Consider the following 16623-nt stretch of genomic DNA (forward strand, 5'->3'; position numbering starts at 1 on the left):
TTAATATTTACACGCACGCGTGCGCACACGCGCGAGGGAAAAAAAATCGTCGCGGCGCGCGATTCTGGAGCCAAAATGACGACCAAGACCCCAGCCCGGCAACATACTGGCTGCCGCACGAAGTCCAAAGCCAGATACCAAACCCACCAGCAATCCCGTACCAACTTCAAAACCCCCGTAGTCGAGTTCAATCCCCAGCTCAAAACCGTAAAAGTATTCAGTGATGGCTCTTGCCTCAAAAATCCGGGCGGGCCGGGCGGTTACGGCATCGTTCTCCAGTATCGAGGCGAAGAGCGCGAGCTTTCTGAGGGCTTCCACAGCACGACCAACAATCGGATGGAGATGATGGGCGCCCTGATTGCGCTGGAGCGTCTGAAGTACCCCTGCAACGTGATCCTGCATTCCGACAGCCAGTATTTAAAAAACGGCATGACGCTCTGGATGAAAGGCTGGAAGCGTAACGGATGGATCACGTCTGAGAAGAAGCCAGTCAAAAACGTCGATCTCTGGAAACGTCTCGATTCGGCCGCCAGCCGTCACAATGTCCGCTGGAAGTGGGTTAAAGGTCATGCCGGTCATCGCGAGAACGAAATGTGTGACCGCCTGGCGAAGATCGCCGCCTACTCCGCAGCTGATATGCCTCACAAGCGTGACATTGGATTTTTGTCACAAAATGATAAGTAAGTATTTACCTATCATTTTAAATCAGGTATCTTACCGTTCGTCAGGATGACGAAGTACCGGTTAGGTACTGTTCCAGGATGGAACGCCAAAAGGCGGCTGGCCAAGCCAGCCGCAACTCTTTCTGACACAGAATGGAATCCAAATGGCACGTCAAACGCCTTTCACTTCTTTCAATAAACGTCCCCGTTCAATTCGCCTGGTTCTGGCCGAGCTGTTTAGCGGTCGTGTTTCTGCACGCCTTGCGGAACTGGAAGAACGAGTGTTTGAGCTGGAGAAGCGCATTGATGCGCAAGCTACCGCCATAGCAAATCTGGGTGCGACAGTAGGCATGGGGAAGGTGCGTGATTCCGTCGCCTCTCGTGTGTTGCGTGAATCCCAGGCACACAAGGACAGTTCCCATGGAAAATTTTCAACGAAATCGACTGAAGCCAATGGCCTACGGAGTAATTTTAGCAACCCTGGCAGCGGTAGCCGTGCCAGCCGGTCAGAGTCTGTTGATACCGGACACAACTACTTCCACCACAACCTTGCAGACGACACCCCTGCCAGAACGACCTCCTGTCTCTCTGGATGGGATGCTGCTGGACACGATTCCAGCTCGACCTGCAACTCCGGATCTTCCTTCTACTGTGACTGAGGCTATTGCATGAAATGGAGCTTCCAGAAAGTCACCGCGATGATTGTTGGCCTCGCCATTTTTCTGCTTGGTGGCTGGATCATGAATCTGGTGAAACTCGTGAACGGTGGCGATCTTCAGTTTGATGCCGGAATGACACTTGCGCGTGTCGTGGGAATTTTCGTTGTTCCGGTGGGCAGCATTCTCGGGTTCTTTTGATGCCGAATCCATTTTCGGCACTGTTAAAACAAATTGTTTAGCCAATTAACCAATGAGAGTTAACAACAAGGGCCACTGACGGCCCTTTTTACACTGAATGGAGAATGTATGTTTGAGATGACTACTTTATCGATTCCCGGTGTGCTCCCGGACAGACCATTGATGTCCTCAAAAGAAATCTCAAAGCTGACCGGTAAACGACACAGCGACATTCTTCGCGACATCCGTAGCGTGCTGAATGAGCTGTATGCCGACGATTACCATAACGCAAAATTGCGTTATGAGAAAAATCAGTTACTTACAATTGTTGAAGGCATTGTTGTCAACATCGATTACCGGGGAATGGAAGGCGAGTACATGCTCGACCGAAAGCATACCGATGTTCTCATTACCGGCTACTCGTTGAAGTACCGCGCTGCTGTCATTGAGCGCTGGCATGAGCTGGAAATGAGTGTTTCAAGCGGGGCGCTTTACGGTGCCTACCCCAGCATCCCGGAAACCTTTTCAGAAGCACTTCGACTGGCAGCCGATCTTGAAGAACAGCGTGCTGATCTTGAGCGCAAGCTGTCGGTGGCAAGGCCAAAAGCCATTCTCATGGACACCATTTGCGGCACTGCTGATGAGCTTTATGGGCTGAATGAAGCTGGTCGCATTCTCAGAACGTCCGGGGCTGTTCTGGGTGCGCTGATGGACTCGCTGGGTGATGTGTACGTTAAGCGCAAATACACCACTGTTAACCGCCAGTTCCTCAAGATCTTCATTGACCGCGGATATGGCAAAAACGTTGTCATCGGAAACGGACGCAACCAGGCCAAGTTCACTTTTAAAGGACTTTGCTTTGCTGCCGTGAAGCTAATTGCTGCCGGGAAAATTACCGCCAGCGCCATTGAGTATGAGCCGTGTCGTGAGCATGTCGAACGTGAAATGAAGGAATCCAAACGTCTTCATTAACCGTCAGTGTGGGCGTCCGCCTTTACGTAGCGTTTGCCCACCTTTTCAGTCACGCCACGATAACGCCATCGAGAAAACAACTTGTTTAAAAACATAAGGAAAAAACACATGTGCGAAAAATGCAAAAAAACTAATGCCAAAGTTGAAAGCGTGATTAAAAAAGTTGGTGCGGCCGAACTGGTTGAGATCATGGGTCTTGTGGTTGGTCACGAAGACGACGCCTCCCCTATCGACCGCCTTTTCAGCGTTCTCAAGTTCTCAAGCATGATTGATGATCCGATTGAAATTGTGATGCTGGCGCGTCATTTCGGCGAAGCGTATCTGGAAGAGAAAGAACGCGCCGACAAACTTCAGGCAACTCTGGAAATGGTAAGCAAGCCGAAGTGCTCACCGGATTCAGTCAAGGCAGATGAAACCAACGCCAGCAAAGATCGCGAAATCGCCGGACTGAAGTCTTCTCTGGCGATGTTGCTGGCCGCCTTCAAACTGATGTCTTCCCAGGCTGGGTTCAAAATGCCTGATCTGAACAGCGACGATCCGATGGCCGTTCGCCAGCTGCTGGGGACAATGGCCGACCAGCTTGACGACACCAAGAGCCGTCTTGAAGACATGATGCGCGAGCTGACCCATCGCCACGACCTGAACAAACAGCCGCACAAAACGCAGCACGTACACCACTAATTTCTCACCTGCCGACAGGGGGCGAAAGCCCCCTTTTTTACGCCTTAAATCAGCTGCAACGCCTGTGAATGCTGCTTTTACGCCTTTTCAACTTTGGGAAAATAACACCAACAAGAAAACAATTTGTTTAATGGTGCAATCATGAATACAGCCCTTTCCATCATTGACGCTATCACCCCAAACACTGATATCGACTACCGGCAGGAAATGAACGTCATCCACGAAATTGTGGCCGAGTGCGAGAAAGAGATCGCATTTATGCATCAGGTTCACGACTTCGTTTATGGCGACGAACGCCACAACATGATTAACCGCCTGCTGCGACTCAACCACCGGCCGGATGACGAGCGCACACGCTTTAACAGAGCCTGGCTGGACAAGGTCGACCTTGAATGGGTGAAACAGAATATCTGGGCCGAGTACTGGAAGAAGGTCACGGATATGACAAACGTTCTGCTGATCATGCCAGCTTCCCGCCGCGACGAGTGGCGTGAGCAGTTTATCGAGGGCAAGCAGGAGACCATCAGGACTGACAGAACCGGCTACCAGATGAAGGTTAAGGAGTTCGTTGGTGTGCCGGAGTTCAAAGCAGAAACGGTCATCCCAACGATGCTCAATCTGCTGAATGACAGGCACAAATATCTCTCTGAGCGCGTGTATGGCTTGTTTAAAGCGCTGAGTCCTGCCCACAAGACCAATAAGACGAACGGCTTTAGCGAGCGTCTGATCATCGCCAACTGCATTTCCGAGTTCTGGCGGGACAGCGTCAGCGTGAACTACCGGAAAGAGGACTACATCGACGACCTGCGCGTCATGCTTCATTTCTTCGCACACAAAGAGTTCATCACCATCAACCGCACAACTGAGATGCTATCAGCTGCGTACCGGGCAAACGACTGCCAGACCGGTGACTGGATGAATGTCGACGGAAACCTGATGCGCGTGAAGATGTTCAAGAACGGCAACGTTCACTTTGAAATACATCCTGACGTGGCCTGGAAGCTGAATGAGGTGCTGGCTTACAGTATGCCTGCAGCAATCCCGGCGCCATGCCGTACTGCACCCAAAACACGGGCACCAAAAGAGTTCGGGTTAATCCAGAAGACGATCTCCGAGCCGGTTCGTACCGCGCTGCGCGACGGGCGATTCAGCAAAGACAAAGGCGTCTGGTACTTTTCTGATTCCAACCTCCAGAAGTCGCAGGTGGAAGAGCTTGAGCGCACACTGAACTTCATTGGCGGCGTACAGGAGAAAAAGCACTGGCAGTTCCCGTATGAGATCGGCCATACGCTCAATACGATTGTGGCCACCGGCTTAATACCGGATACAAAATCACACCAGTTCTACCCTACCCCACGTCTGATAGCGGAGTACGTTGCCAGAGCCATTGAGCTGAAGCCAGGTGAGAAGCTGCTGGAGCCTGAAGCCGGGCGCGGAGATCTGCTGGCCTGCATCGACGCCAATCCGGAAGACGTTACCTGCATAGAAGTCGCACCTCTCTTCGCTGATATCCTGCTTGGCAAGGGGTACACAAATACGGTCTGCTGCGACTTCATGAAGTGGTCTGAGGACAACGCAGGTTATCAGTTCGACAAAATCGTCATGAACCCGCCCTACTCTCTTGGCCGTCACAGAGAGCATACGCTGGCCGCGCTGGAGCATCTTAAAGTCGGCGGGCGACTGGTGGCTGTACTGCCGGGTGATGCGCCAGTTCTGAACTGGATGTCGCTGGATAATTACGTTTATGCCAAAGGGAAGTCGTTTACTGACGAGTTTGAAGACACCGGAATCACTGTCAGCGTATACGTTTTCAAACGTGTAAAATGATAGGTAAATACTTACCTAGTTTATGTAAGAATAGAGCCACTTTATCAGAGGTAAACACATGAGCGAAAAATCGAGAATTACATTCGCCAGCGTTGAGCAGGCGAAGCTGCCATTTAATTTAGTGCTACAGGGGAACGCAGGAGCGCCTGCCGGAACCATCAAAATCGACAAGGAGCTTGTGACGTTCGAAGGTAACTTTGATGAATCGGCGCAGGTTTTTATCGACCATCTGGCACGCCGTTGGAGCCAGCAGTGGAGAGACCTTGAGAAACGCGCCAATGAGTTTGCCCGGTTCATGGACGCAATGGACACAGCAAAAGAGGCTCTGGCTGCCGGCACTCCGTTAGATCTGGAGCGCGTGGGAGGCTGCATGAAGGTCGAGAAATTAGATGTTCTTTCCTTTGTGCTGACGGATCTGGAACGTCTCGACCCGGTACGCGTAATGATTGAAAACTACGAGCCGGGTAAGGGAAGAGTCACCATAACCTGCTATGGGAAAGCGTGGACTGCCGCCTGGTTTGCGATGGGCGGTGATGATGTTCAGACATTTATTAAGCGAGTGAGTGATGATTACTTGATTGGCTGCCTCGCCCCTCAACTGCGAAGTACGGTCGGCGATGACAACGACGCAAATCTGATTTTCGTAAAGTCCGAAATCATAAAGTTGCGCAGAGAGAGGGAAATCGACGCAGAAACGGCCAGAAATATGTGGGACGAAGCTGAAAACGCTGATGACGTAAAAGAGAGTTGCTGCTGTTTCGGAGTAGGTAACGAACTGCTGAGTTTGTTTGGCGATGAACCGTGGTATGCAGGCTGGCCAACGGTGCCAAATCCAGCATACCAATACCTTGAGCGTATGTCAGAGCGGTACGTGATGGACTGAAAGTGGTTGACGATCAGTCGAGAGAAGCAGTTGGTTAAGTGATATAGTCAGGCGCTTTTGTATTTATGGAGTGAATATGAAAAATATCCTACTGGCATCATTGTTGGTGGCATCGCCGGTCTCATTTGCAGCCAGCTTTGACTGCCAAAAGGCTTCGACAGAAATCGAACACAAAATCTGTGACAACGAACGCCTGTCAAAATTAGACGAACAACTTAGCGCAACCTATTCCAGCGCGCTCAAGGCTAACCCAGAAAATGCAGATACCCTAAAGACGGTTCAACGACAGTGGGTAAATATGCGTGGAAAACTCACTGATGATAAGGCTCTGGAGCTGGCTTATCTTATCCAAATTAATGGTCTCAATGGCTTAGGTGTTCCGGCCGCTACAGCAGCGGTCAATGAGACACCGAAGCCGACGCAGAAACAGCCTGAAGTTCAGGAAAAGACAAGCAAGGCAGACGCAAAGCCGGCCAAGAAAGGTAATGAGCTAACTCTGGAATCATTCCGGGCTAAGTATATTGAGGTCAATGGTGAGTACTACAGTACGACATCTCTTCCCAGAGGGAGTTCGTTTTTGTTCACCTGCGCCAGTCGCATTGCTGACGACCAGGTAAATGTCTGGAAGAAGCACGCAGCAAAAGAGGGCAAGATCGACCTTTTCTTTGAGCTTGAGAATCGCATACACACCGCGATGTTGAATGCCAATTTTCAGCAGCTGAATAGTGATTTAACTAAAACAGGCATTTGCGATCTGATTACCGCTGTGCCATAAGACAGATAAGGCCACTAATTGTGGCCTTAAACAATTTGTTTTATTGATGGTGAAATCAATGGAACCCCAGGCGAACTAAATCCATTGGGCAGAACAGACCTTCCACACCTTCGATAGACACGCAGTCAGAGCGGCGTAATTGTTCTTCTGATTTGCCTTCTCCACAGATTTCCCTGATGACTCCCGTTGCACCATTCGTTGCCACCATCACCCGGCTGCCGGCAGTGATAGCGTTACGGTTGCGATCATAGGTCTTCATCGTTTCCTCCTTTCACATGGGTCAAATCAGGTCTCAAACGTTGTCGTTTTCCATGTATGTGCAATTACCGAAATCTCAAGTGCCGAAACAAATTGTTTTCACCACCTAGTTATTTAATTAACCATCAAAGTTGATTCATTGCATCTAAAATACTACTGTTTATACATACAGTATTGGGGTGTGTGAAATGGGCAGAGAAAATTCCAAATATGTGATCGTCTACAGGGGAGAAGTGCTCAAGTACTTAATACCTGGACAGTTCGTTTTCTTCCAACGTAAAAAAGAATACGGCGGTGGATTCTGGCTTGGTAAAACGCATGAGAACGGGTTCGAGTTTGTGCTGGAACAACCCACTTCACTTAGTTACGGGCTTGCATATCTGATCAGACTGTCTAGTGTTGAAGCCAGACATATGGAGTTCGTGGACGACATAGATGACTTTAAATTGACCTAATTACCCCTTAAACATTTTGTTTTCAGCCTTTTGTTATCTGAGATAATAACGAATATAAGAAAACAATTTGTTTAAGGAGTTGGTATGTTGAAGTTCACGGAAGTCTACAAAACGGCAGTGATCAGCACCGCCCACGTAACGGCAGCGGATTCAGAGCGGCTACCCATTGCCTGCTTCGACCCACTTACCGATCGCGGGTTGAATTGGGTACACGGTACACAGTACGGCTGGATTGTTCGTGCTGGAATGCGTGGCAGTGACTGGAAAGAAGAGCTAAGTGAATACGGCATTTCGAAAGAGGCGATCTCCAACATACAGGCCATACTGGATGCCGGCTTTGACGCGGTGCAATTCGATTGCGACGCCGAGCTGGTGGATGGGCTGCCTGCATGGGACTGGTAATTGCTTGTTCCGAGTGGACAGATCGGCTCTCTGTGTGAGATACAAGACGGCAGAGTCGATCTAATCAGGGACACTTTATGCATGGAACTATTCCAGTACCTTCAGTCGCGATACCCGCCGCTGACCCCACAGAACTGCAAAATTCATTTAGCTAGCACCAACGAGTATAAAGAAAACCCGATAACGGAGTTCGTAAACAAGACGTTTGATAGTTGGCAATGTCTACAGAAGCATAAAAGCTTTGATAGAACTTATGTTGTCTCACTCATTCAGACTGAAGATAAGGAACGATTTCTCTATGCCGGGACCTATATCAAGAAGGGGTGTAGTCTGACGGCATCTCATTATGTCCCAGGTCGGAATGAAACATACAATCTCTATCAACTGACCCCTGTTACTGAACTGGATGAATATCGTGGGCGTATGTACGTTCGCACGGCTCGTCCTCGCAACTTTATCCTGAAAGGTGAGACGCTAGCTGGGACGATGCAAATCGTCGAGATCTCCCCTGTTTGTCTCTCGTTTGGTGAGTTTCCCGGCTACAAAAACGTGGTACTGGATAGAGTCAGTCTGGGAGCCATCATCCGGCAGGAGCTAAAATCGTGGAAAACAGCGCTGAGTATTGTCAAAGGCATTTACCTGCTAACCGATGTCGATGGAGAGAAGCTGTATGTTGGCCAGGCTAACGGCAAAGACGGAATATGGGGAAGATGGAAGACCTACTTTACGACGGGACACGGTGGGAACGCCGGACTGATTGAAGCGTTCGGTACCTGCGACGAGGAACGGCTCAAAAACGTCACGTTTTCCATTCTGGAGATCATGGACAACAACAGCGACAAACACGAAATCAACAGGCGTGAAAAACATTGGAAAAGTATCCTGCTTTCGCGCTCAATAGGTCACAACCGGAACTGAGCACCGGTGAGTTCGGATTATGGTTTTGTTTGCGAATATAAGAAAACAAGTTAATAACACCGATAAGTAAACAAGGAGAGTCAATGAATTTTCGTTTGACCTGTGCTTTCGCGTTGGGCATATCGTTTTCCGCAGCGGCTGCTGAAAGCACAGATGAATTGATACGCACAGCGCCACCGGCAGGACGCGATACCATGCTGCTCTGCAACGCAGAGCTTCTTTCAGGCAAAACCGCGACCCAATTGTCTGGAAAAGCCTACCTAGAAGGCGTGGGAGAGCAGATCTTGTTTGCGATAATCCCAACCACTAAATCTGACGAATACATGCAGGCATTTTTCAGCGCTTGGGGATTCACGCCATTTGGACAGGTCGAAAGCCGCGAGCAATTCCACAACTGGGCACTGATTCATCTTGGACGGCAAAATCTCGTTCGTGGGAAGACTTCCGATTACACCTTCGTTAATGCTACGCCACAGGACAACATCGATTTTCAGATGCGGGATATCCTCCGCTTTTACGACTGTCAAAACCAGAATGCACGTCCTGACTGGACCCGACAAGAATCCGCCACCCAAAAACACTTCAATGGGAATGTCTATTAGACATTGAGCCAGGACTATCAATCCATTGACATTGGCGGTCACAAATTGAGGATTTCTATAAGAGTCCGTTGATCGCCACTTTCCCCACCCTTCCAACCTACCCCAGCCCAGGCGTGACAAGGCATTTAAGTCAATTACACTCATAAGAAAACAAATAAATAACACATCAACGAAATGTCAACGATTTCCCCTGATTTGGTCTAAAAAGTTGACGTTTTCGCACGCCATCTCTTATACCCAAAATCCTGCGCACCAGAACCCATCTCCCTGCGACCAAAACGTCAAAAACGACTCGTGATACCACCCAAAAATAGACATGCTCAGAAGCGCTCCCGTTGCGTTGTATTGGATATCTAAACAAGTTGTTTTCAGGTACAGGAAAACAAGTTAACCACACCCACAGGAAACCCAGAGACGCCATTACCCAAAATCCCGGAAACACCCACCTCTTCCTGTCAGGCTACCGGAAAGACCCACCTCTTTGCCCCAGGCTACAGACCACCCACCTAATCTTCCCAGGCAATCGAGAACGCAGCTCGCGCACGCAAACCCCGAGACGCCATTACCCAATACACGGAGAAGAACAGCCAGAACGAAACCCCGGACAAACCAAGACCAGAACAGAACCGTCGCAATCTCGCTTACCCACTATTACCCCGAAAGATTACGCAAATTCCTGAATAGCAGGGAACGCCATTACTTCATATGCGGAGAACAACAAAAGCGCCCTACTGCCATTACCCACACTTCCATCATTTCACGTAAACGAAGAGAAAAGCGCACCTGCCATTACTCCATACACGGAGAAGAACACTCACCAAAACGACGAGAACGACCCAGACGAAAACACAGAGAAGAGCCACCTCAAGAAGAACGAAACCACATACGCCGGTAGAGAGAACAAACCTCCCGTTTCACCCAAAGAAATACTCGCCGTATAGAGCGTTATCAGGGGGGAGGTATACGCCCCCATAAGAGGGAGAATTAGAGGTAGGTATAAGTGGGAAGGGGAAGAGGGGGATCGCTACTTCCTCCGTAGAAATTCAAGCCATAGTTTTCATCCCCCGTGACGTCCATTTTCACCCCTTCGGTCAGCCTTCGGGCCATCCAGGGAAAAGGTCATGTCCCTTTTCAGGAACGGGAGCGTCGCCGCAGGGAAAAGGCTGGAGGTTTTCAGGGAAACGGTGGGAATCCCGCTATACGAACCGGGAAAAGGCTGGCTGCCGGTCGGGGAACGGGTACATCCCGGTACAGAGAGAGGGACGACTGCGGGAGTATGCCTTATTCCTCATTCACCTGAAGAGTGCGGGAAATGGTGAATCCCGCAGTTAAGCGTTGAGACCAGATCAGCTTCGCACGCTCATGTCGGGAAGCCAGATCTAGTGTAAAGGGTTACGGGTTTTGGTGGCGAAATCGCCGATGACGCTTATTCGAAAATCTCACTGCCCTGATTCGCATCGTCCCTGTTGTCCCACAAATCATCGAGCGCCTCTTCTCTTGTCCCGAAGGGGCCGGAGACGACAGGTGCGTCTGAACTGGTGTCGTCCAGCTCTGTATAAATCTGACCGTTGGTCAAAATGATGCGTCCGACAGAGATACCGCCATGTAGCAGTTCGCCTCTCTCGACGTCGATGCTGAAGTAACCGTCTGTGTAGTTGTTAGTGCTCATCACATTCCCTCTGAGTTAGCCAGATACATACATAGCAATAAATCGACACAAACACATCAGCCTTTAATGAATACTTTTTCCCCGCTTTCTTATTGCGATAATAACAACAACAAGAAAACAACATGTTTATTTAACGGAGATAAGCGCATGACCATTTTCATTTGCCAGCACTGTGGCCGCGAGTATGAAGGCGCTACAGTTTGCGCCTCTGACGATTGCCCGGGGAATGAAATTAAGATGCCTGTGCTGGTGGAGGTATGGAGTGTGGATTCGCTGGCCGAATGTCTGGATGCTGTAGGGCCGGAACTGCACCGCAAGCTATGGTCGTTCGTCCCGGCAGAAGGGGAATCGCCCAAAGGGAAGGATATCTGGCACCTGCTCAGTGAAGATGAACAGCGGGAGCTGGTGGACGCGGTACACATTGAGTTCCCGGACGACGAAGATTAAGAGTGAGGCCACCAGCACGGTGGCTTTTTGCTGTTTGCAACCTCCGGGGCAGCGCAGCGCCGTAACGCTATGCTTTGTAGCCGTTTTCTCGCTGGTATTATTTACACAAATAAGAAAACAAGTTGTTTACGGAGTGAATTATGAAAAACGCGATGATCACCAAACTGAGTGCGGGCCAGCCACGTAAAGAAAAACCAACCGCAATGAGCCAACTGACCCTGCTCGATATCATCGCCAATGGCACTGCCATTCGCCTGTTCAAAGAGACGCTGGTCTCGTTCGACAATGGTTCCCGCACGCGTTACGTAATGAGTGTGCGTCGCCAGAGTGGAAGAGGGTGGATGGCAAAACAAGTTATCTGGCCGGAAGGAGAACTGGAAATGGCGCTACTGGAAGCGAACAAAGTCGCCCAGCAAGAAATCCAGCGTGCTTCTCTTCTGGCGACAGCCTGACATGTGCAAAAGCGATTAGTCGACCCTACGACAGCCCCGTTCATCCTTCGGGGCTTTTTTAGCCTCTTGTATTGTAAGTACATACCTATGACAATAATATAGGTTAGTCAACTACAGGGAGATAAAGATGACTGTTTTACGCGAAAATCTTGTGATGGATTTACATTATGCGTCCGAAACCACCTTCGGCGAGAAAGTTGCCAAACTGACCGTCGTTCTGCGTGACAACACTACCGGAACGGAGGTTCACACCAGCACCTTAGTGCGCGAGGGAGAAGGTGAAAGTGCGGTATACACCGTAGGTTATCAGAACATCAGCAACGCAACCGACCCGCTGCTGCTAACGCTGGAAGCGTATTTCCGCACCGCAGACAAGGCGATGTTCGATAAGCTGATGACCAGAGTGGATACGCTGTTTACCTCTGATTTGAACTCTAACAGCACCTGGATGGGTCAATACGGTCTGCGTATCGTTTCCAGCGCGATGGTAGACGAATTTATTCCCGAAAGCGTGTTTGAATAATCCCTCCAATGGCGCGTACCCCGCGCCATTTTCTTATCCCCGATAACAAAATGTTTTCTGCCTTATCCACACTGCGATAATTAAACAAACAAGAAAACAAGATGTTTACGCATGGAGGATATGCACATGACCGATTTCACTATCTCACCTAAAGCTGAAAACGTATGGCTGGAATCCTGGCTCGACCTGTCGCCGGAAGAGCAGCTGGAAATGGATCACATTGAACAGGACGAACAATGTGATGCCCGCTTCTTCCGCTTTGAGGACAGCGTTTATGACATTGCCGACTTCATGCGCGATGACCGCTTCCCGGACTGGCACGCAGGCTACCCATTAAATGCCTTCGCCATGCTGATGATCCGCGTGGATGGCTCAGGCGATACCATCGACGTCGGTCTGCTCCACTAAGAGAACGAGGCCCCCATGCTGGTGGCCTTAAATGACCATCCTGTTTCCCGCAGGCAAAAAACACCCACCTCTTGTCGCCAGGCTACCGAACAACCCTCCGACTCCCTGCCGGCCACCAGCTGCCGGAACAGAACGCTTGGACGCCTTATGCGCGTAGCGATAATTAAACCAACAAGAAAACAAGTTGTTTAAAGGATTATCACCATGAACTTTATCGCTACCGTTAACACCCCTGCGCATGGCCATATTTCTGTGACGTTCTCTGATAACGAGAAAAGCGTGCTGGGCGCCTGGCGTGACAATGTAACCATCGAGCTGTCCGGAAAAGAGAAACAGCAGATCACCAATGACATAATCTGCAACCGTCGCCATAAGCGCGTATTTGAGAAAGCGTATGTCTCCACTTCGGGATTTGGCATATTCATCTTCCCGGTACGCAGCGGTCGCTTCTGCCAGTCAAAACTCATCGAGTTCGCCACGCAGATCGCGCTATGGGTTAAAACAGAATCTGGGTTCGACTTCAGCGAACAGGAAGCAGTGGGGGAGGGGATGCGTATCGCCAACAATGCCATCAAGTGCAAAAACGTCATCTACGAAGCAGGAATCGACTCGTGGAGTGTCTCGTGCGGAGACTATGTGAAAGAGGTGTACGGAAACAACCGCATTCACATCATGGCTGGCAAGTAAGAGGGAGGGGCTGGAAACGGCCCTCTCTTTTCGTCCACCAGCTGCCGCAGGGATATTCAGAAACGGCCAGAGAGCTGTCCGGGGAACCGAAGGGAAACGGCCAGGGAATTTTCGGGAAACGGCTGGGTTTGCCTTTATGTAGAAAACCGAGCGGGAGAAGCCCAGAATCCTGCGAGAAAATATCGCAGGGTCGCTGGGGTAGCGCTGGTGGGGTTTCAGCCCCTGAGCCATCCAGATAGCTTTCGCTATGTGATTATGTGAATCCGTGGGTAAACCACAGGAAGCGCGTACACGTCGCGCCAACGTGCTAATGATACGCGAGCGCCCACGGATAGCGCCAATATTGCCGACACGTCCCGAAGGATAGCGCGGATCACGTCGCCAGATATCGCCAGACGATCACGCCCACGACACGACAAAATAAGCCACGCGCTAAAATGCTGTAAAACGTGCTATAACGTGTTTTTTATTGTGGGTAATGGATATGTACCACCACACATAAAAACGCGTTAAATTGGCGCGTTTATGGCGCTTATTTTGGTCTGTTTTGGCTGACTTCAGACAATAAAAAACGCGCCAACAATGGCGCGTTATGGTGTGCGGATCTTGAAACGAAAAAAGCGCCCATGGTGGGCGCTATTGCTTAAATGCTGTTTTGCAGTTTTCCGATCATTTCAGACAAGCGCAAATATTCACGCTTGCGCTTACAGTCTCTTTTGCTGTTAAGCAAATCAGAAAACGTAAAATTTAATTTGTCACGTTGCGCTTTTAAGTCGTCGATTAATTCAAGTTTATAAGCGCGATATTTTGCGCGATATTCCGCGCGGATCTGGTCATAACTAATCATGATTTTTATCCTTAAAAATAGCGCCCATAGTGGGCGCTATATCCATCTAATTACGCTTTGAAAGCATCAGCCAGATAGTTATAAAAATCATTCTTGATAAAGCGATATTGCTGAGATCCGTTTTTAGCAGCGCCCATTCCTTTGATCTTCTCGACCAGTCCGAGACGTTCACAAAGATTAATCAGCTGGTTGGCTTGAGTGTAGCCAGCGTCTAATTTAATTTCATTTTCTTTTTTGGCTTCATTCATCAAATCGAAAACAGCGCCATTTGTGAATGTCTCCATTTCATCATTAATCATTTCGATTAATGCGAATACGCGAGATCCGGACATATCAGCGACGGAATAAACGCATTTACCAGACTTGATAGATTTAACCAGATAAACCAATTTTTCGAGTGAATAGCTATTGGTCATAGCTTCGCGGAAAAACACTTCTGGCGCTTGTTTGCTTGCTTTAATCGCGTAGTAAAAGACACCAGCTAATTTCTCATCATTAACAGCGTTTAAAACGTTGTTGGTGAAGTATGCAAGTTTGGTAGTCGCTGCAAGCATGTTAGCTTTATCTGCTTTTGTGTGCGTACCATTCTGATAATGATTGTTATAAGTCTGAGTAGCATTATTGGCTGCAACTTGTAATTCATTAGCGATAACTACAGCAGCGTCGATGATGGATTTTTTAGAGATAGCAACGTTAGACATGATATTAATCCTTATGTAATATTGATAACTTAATTTGTTATTTGTTTATCGTTAGCGTGTTCGCTTTCGATGTGACTAATTATCGATATACAGAAATTAAAATCAAGAGTTTTTTACGCGGGAACGAAAAAAATTTTTCTTCAATAAAAATCAAAGTCTTAGAAATAAATCGCGTTTTCTCGAAGGTGTTGCCTAAATAAATTCCCTATTCGGTCATTCACCCTTATATATTTAAAGCGGAATCGGGATTAGGGGAAATAAATATAACGGGAAGTGACACATAAAATAATAACCGGACTTAGCCGGTTATTACCCTTATAGATTTAAAACGGTAAAATCCGTTCGACCCAATCGAACATGACGACTGTCTTCCGACCGTCCCCCATGTTGAGCGTGACCTGGCAAGCGTCAACGCCTGAAGACACCCCCTCAATTTCACGGCCATCCGCCATGTAGACCCTTATAGACTTCTGCATCTCATGAGCCTGGCGACAAATTTTGAAGAAATCACGGCGAGATGGCCGATTGTCCACATAGTCTGGGTGTACCGTTGTCCGACCCGTGAAATCGTGCGCAATGCCTTCTGTCACACCTGATTCAATCGTACTGATTCGCTCAAGTGGGAGCCTTATACGATTTTCTTTGTCGAACGGGGCAGGGCAAAGATCGACTTTGTTGCGCGACGACATGAGACCCTGAACGTACATGCAGAACACCTGACCATCTTCCATCGTGACCCTTACAGGAATGAGAGACTTACGCCAGAACATCAGCGCCTTCTCCACGTTGGTGTAATCGCGCGGCCAGACTTCTGCAGGAATCCCGTAGGTGATGTCAGTAATATTCGTCATATCGTCACAGTGTCGTTGGTAGGATATCGATGTCACCTGCGTTGCTGGTGAACACCCGGAAGACTTTCGTCTCGCCAGCTTTGGTGATGGTCTCGCGTTCCTGACGAGCAGGGTTCAGTGCGCACAGCCCGGTGCCTTCCAGTGAAGCGCCAACAATCCATTGCCCGGCATCAAGATGGAACGTCGCTTTTTCACCGGTCTCAAGTTTCGCAACCGTCTCACCATTGATGAAGATGGACGCGTCACAGCCCGCACCTATCATACCTTTGTCCCTCATAACCACCAGCGTGGTTGGTGCAGACGTCTGGTATTTGAAAACTCTGGCCTGCGGCGCCGGTTTTGCATCGGCTACAGACACAGGGCGGGATGAACATGCACTCAGGAGTAAAACGGGGATGGTAATCAGTGGAAGTAGAACGTGTTTCATGGCTTGAACTAAATCCTTATCACTTCAACGAACAAGGCGTCTTGCGACGCCCTTAATGCTTAATCGAGACGTTTGAGAATATCGGCCAGATCTTCTTTGGTCATGCCAGAGGATTCGTAAATCTTCATGACCTTTTCACGGGCCTTTGCAGAAGCCTCTAATGACGTAGCTGCCTTATCAAAATCAGCCATCGTCATGTTGGACAGCACCAGATTGATGATGTCTGCCTTTGACAGCTTAATATTGCGTTCACGCAGTCGATTCTGAAAGGTTTCCAGCTTGTCGTTTGCTTTTTCGGTTAACTGAACCTGGCAGTGTATAGCGCGTTTCTCGCTCATGC

23 protein-coding genes and 1 pseudogene are annotated in these 16623 nt (G+C 49.1%); 17 read left to right on the top strand and 7 right to left on the bottom strand.

Going from position 1 to position 16623, the window contains the following annotated elements; genetic code table 11:
* Positions 1-5: 5 nt before the first annotated feature.
* The 8 genes and pseudogenes from rnhA to LLF79_RS21975 all read left to right on the top strand — a co-directional run bounded on the left by rnhA (position 6) and on the right by LLF79_RS21975 (position 6636).
* Positions 6-684: pseudogene (gene rnhA / locus LLF79_RS21940) on the top strand (ribonuclease HI).
* A 142-nt stretch (positions 685-826) separates the two neighbouring features.
* On the top strand, positions 827-1321 hold the full coding sequence (locus LLF79_RS21945) for a hypothetical protein (RefSeq protein ID WP_049002215.1): 495 nt from the start codon (positions 827-829) through the stop codon (positions 1319-1321).
* A gap of 9 nt (positions 1322-1330) precedes the next feature.
* Positions 1331-1519, top strand: a complete 189-nt coding sequence (locus tag LLF79_RS21950; protein WP_000872126.1) for a hypothetical protein — start codon at positions 1331-1333, stop codon at positions 1517-1519.
* A 108-nt stretch (positions 1520-1627) separates the two neighbouring features.
* Positions 1628-2470 carry a Rha family transcriptional regulator gene (locus tag LLF79_RS21955; RefSeq protein WP_049002216.1) on the top strand — a complete coding sequence of 281 codons (843 nt, stop codon included), beginning with the start codon at positions 1628-1630 and terminating at the stop codon, positions 2468-2470.
* A gap of 108 nt (positions 2471-2578) precedes the next feature.
* Positions 2579-3151, top strand: coding sequence for a hypothetical protein (locus LLF79_RS21960; protein WP_049002217.1), 573 nt, complete (start codon positions 2579-2581; stop codon positions 3149-3151).
* 141 nt (positions 3152-3292) lie between these two features.
* Positions 3293-4978 carry a DUF4942 domain-containing protein gene (locus tag LLF79_RS21965; protein WP_049002218.1) on the top strand — a complete coding sequence of 562 codons (1686 nt, stop codon included), beginning with the start codon at positions 3293-3295 and terminating at the stop codon, positions 4976-4978.
* A gap of 58 nt (positions 4979-5036) precedes the next feature.
* Positions 5037-5861 (top strand): hypothetical protein, encoded by an 825-nt coding sequence (locus LLF79_RS21970; protein ID WP_227880419.1) that lies wholly within the window; start codon positions 5037-5039, stop codon positions 5859-5861.
* 76 nt (positions 5862-5937) lie between these two features.
* Positions 5938-6636, top strand: a complete 699-nt coding sequence (locus LLF79_RS21975) for a lysozyme inhibitor LprI family protein (RefSeq protein WP_022649925.1) — start codon at positions 5938-5940, stop codon at positions 6634-6636.
* 55 nt (positions 6637-6691) lie between these two features.
* Here LLF79_RS21975 and ydfZ read toward each other — a convergent pair whose 3' ends face one another.
* Positions 6692-6895, bottom strand: coding sequence for a putative selenium delivery protein YdfZ (ydfZ, locus tag LLF79_RS21980; protein ID WP_022649926.1), 204 nt, complete (start codon positions 6893-6895; stop codon positions 6692-6694).
* 187 nt (positions 6896-7082) lie between these two features.
* On the opposite strand from ydfZ, the gene LLF79_RS21985 reads away from it, so the two are divergent.
* The 4 genes from LLF79_RS21985 to LLF79_RS22000 all read left to right on the top strand — a co-directional run bounded on the left by LLF79_RS21985 (position 7083) and on the right by LLF79_RS22000 (position 9271).
* Positions 7083-7349: a hypothetical protein gene (locus LLF79_RS21985; protein WP_022649927.1), complete on the top strand. Its 267-nt coding sequence runs from the start codon at positions 7083-7085 to the stop codon at positions 7347-7349.
* 84 nt (positions 7350-7433) lie between these two features.
* On the top strand, positions 7434-7751 hold the full coding sequence (locus LLF79_RS21990) for a hypothetical protein (protein WP_022649928.1): 318 nt from the start codon (positions 7434-7436) through the stop codon (positions 7749-7751).
* An 81-nt stretch (positions 7752-7832) separates the two neighbouring features.
* Complete coding sequence (locus LLF79_RS21995; protein WP_022649929.1) at positions 7833-8669, top strand: GIY-YIG nuclease family protein; 837 nt, start codon at positions 7833-7835, stop codon at positions 8667-8669.
* 83 nt (positions 8670-8752) lie between these two features.
* Positions 8753-9271: a hypothetical protein gene (locus LLF79_RS22000; RefSeq protein WP_022649930.1), complete on the top strand. Its 519-nt coding sequence runs from the start codon at positions 8753-8755 to the stop codon at positions 9269-9271.
* A gap of 1426 nt (positions 9272-10697) precedes the next feature.
* Here LLF79_RS22000 and LLF79_RS22005 read toward each other — a convergent pair.
* Positions 10698-10940, bottom strand: coding sequence for a hypothetical protein (locus tag LLF79_RS22005; RefSeq protein WP_022649931.1), 243 nt, complete (start codon positions 10938-10940; stop codon positions 10698-10700).
* Positions 10941-11171: 231 nt separating this feature from the next.
* Between LLF79_RS22005 and LLF79_RS22010 the strand changes: the two genes are divergently transcribed.
* From LLF79_RS22010 to LLF79_RS22030, 5 genes are all read left to right on the top strand, one after another.
* The gene (locus LLF79_RS22010) at positions 11172-11387 is read left to right on the top strand and encodes a hypothetical protein (RefSeq protein ID WP_161496784.1); all 216 of its coding nucleotides are present in this window, start codon (positions 11172-11174) and stop codon (positions 11385-11387) included.
* 140 nt (positions 11388-11527) lie between these two features.
* The gene (locus LLF79_RS22015; RefSeq protein WP_016051706.1) at positions 11528-11839 is read left to right on the top strand and encodes a hypothetical protein; all 312 of its coding nucleotides are present in this window, start codon (positions 11528-11530) and stop codon (positions 11837-11839) included.
* Between the two features lie 127 nt (positions 11840-11966).
* The gene (locus tag LLF79_RS22020) at positions 11967-12362 is read left to right on the top strand and encodes a hypothetical protein (RefSeq protein ID WP_049002219.1); all 396 of its coding nucleotides are present in this window, start codon (positions 11967-11969) and stop codon (positions 12360-12362) included.
* A 126-nt stretch (positions 12363-12488) separates the two neighbouring features.
* Positions 12489-12770, top strand: coding sequence for a hypothetical protein (locus LLF79_RS22025; protein ID WP_039264869.1), 282 nt, complete (start codon positions 12489-12491; stop codon positions 12768-12770).
* A gap of 204 nt (positions 12771-12974) precedes the next feature.
* Complete coding sequence (locus LLF79_RS22030; protein WP_049002220.1) at positions 12975-13457, top strand: hypothetical protein; 483 nt, start codon at positions 12975-12977, stop codon at positions 13455-13457.
* A 643-nt stretch (positions 13458-14100) separates the two neighbouring features.
* Here LLF79_RS22030 and LLF79_RS22035 read toward each other — a convergent pair.
* From LLF79_RS22035 to LLF79_RS22055, 5 genes are all read right to left on the bottom strand, one after another.
* Entirely contained in the window at positions 14101-14304 is a 204-nt protein-coding gene (locus LLF79_RS22035) for a hypothetical protein (RefSeq protein ID WP_016051712.1), read from the bottom strand.
* A gap of 50 nt (positions 14305-14354) precedes the next feature.
* Entirely contained in the window at positions 14355-15005 is a 651-nt protein-coding gene (locus LLF79_RS22040; protein ID WP_022649938.1) for a hypothetical protein, read from the bottom strand.
* Between the two features lie 323 nt (positions 15006-15328).
* Positions 15329-15856 carry a transcriptional regulator gene (locus tag LLF79_RS22045; protein ID WP_006812523.1) on the bottom strand — a complete coding sequence of 176 codons (528 nt, stop codon included), beginning with the start codon at positions 15854-15856 and terminating at the stop codon, positions 15329-15331.
* A 4-nt stretch (positions 15857-15860) separates the two neighbouring features.
* Entirely contained in the window at positions 15861-16283 is a 423-nt protein-coding gene (locus LLF79_RS22050) for a hypothetical protein (RefSeq protein ID WP_032623531.1), read from the bottom strand.
* A 59-nt stretch (positions 16284-16342) separates the two neighbouring features.
* The gene (locus tag LLF79_RS22055) at positions 16343-16621 is read right to left on the bottom strand and encodes a hypothetical protein (RefSeq protein ID WP_001291547.1); all 279 of its coding nucleotides are present in this window, start codon (positions 16619-16621) and stop codon (positions 16343-16345) included.
* Positions 16622-16623 lie beyond the last annotated feature (2 nt).

This window comes from Enterobacter cloacae complex sp. 2021EL-01169, assembly GCF_020733125.1.
Taxonomy (GTDB): Bacteria; Pseudomonadota; Gammaproteobacteria; order Enterobacterales; family Enterobacteriaceae; genus Enterobacter; species Enterobacter roggenkampii.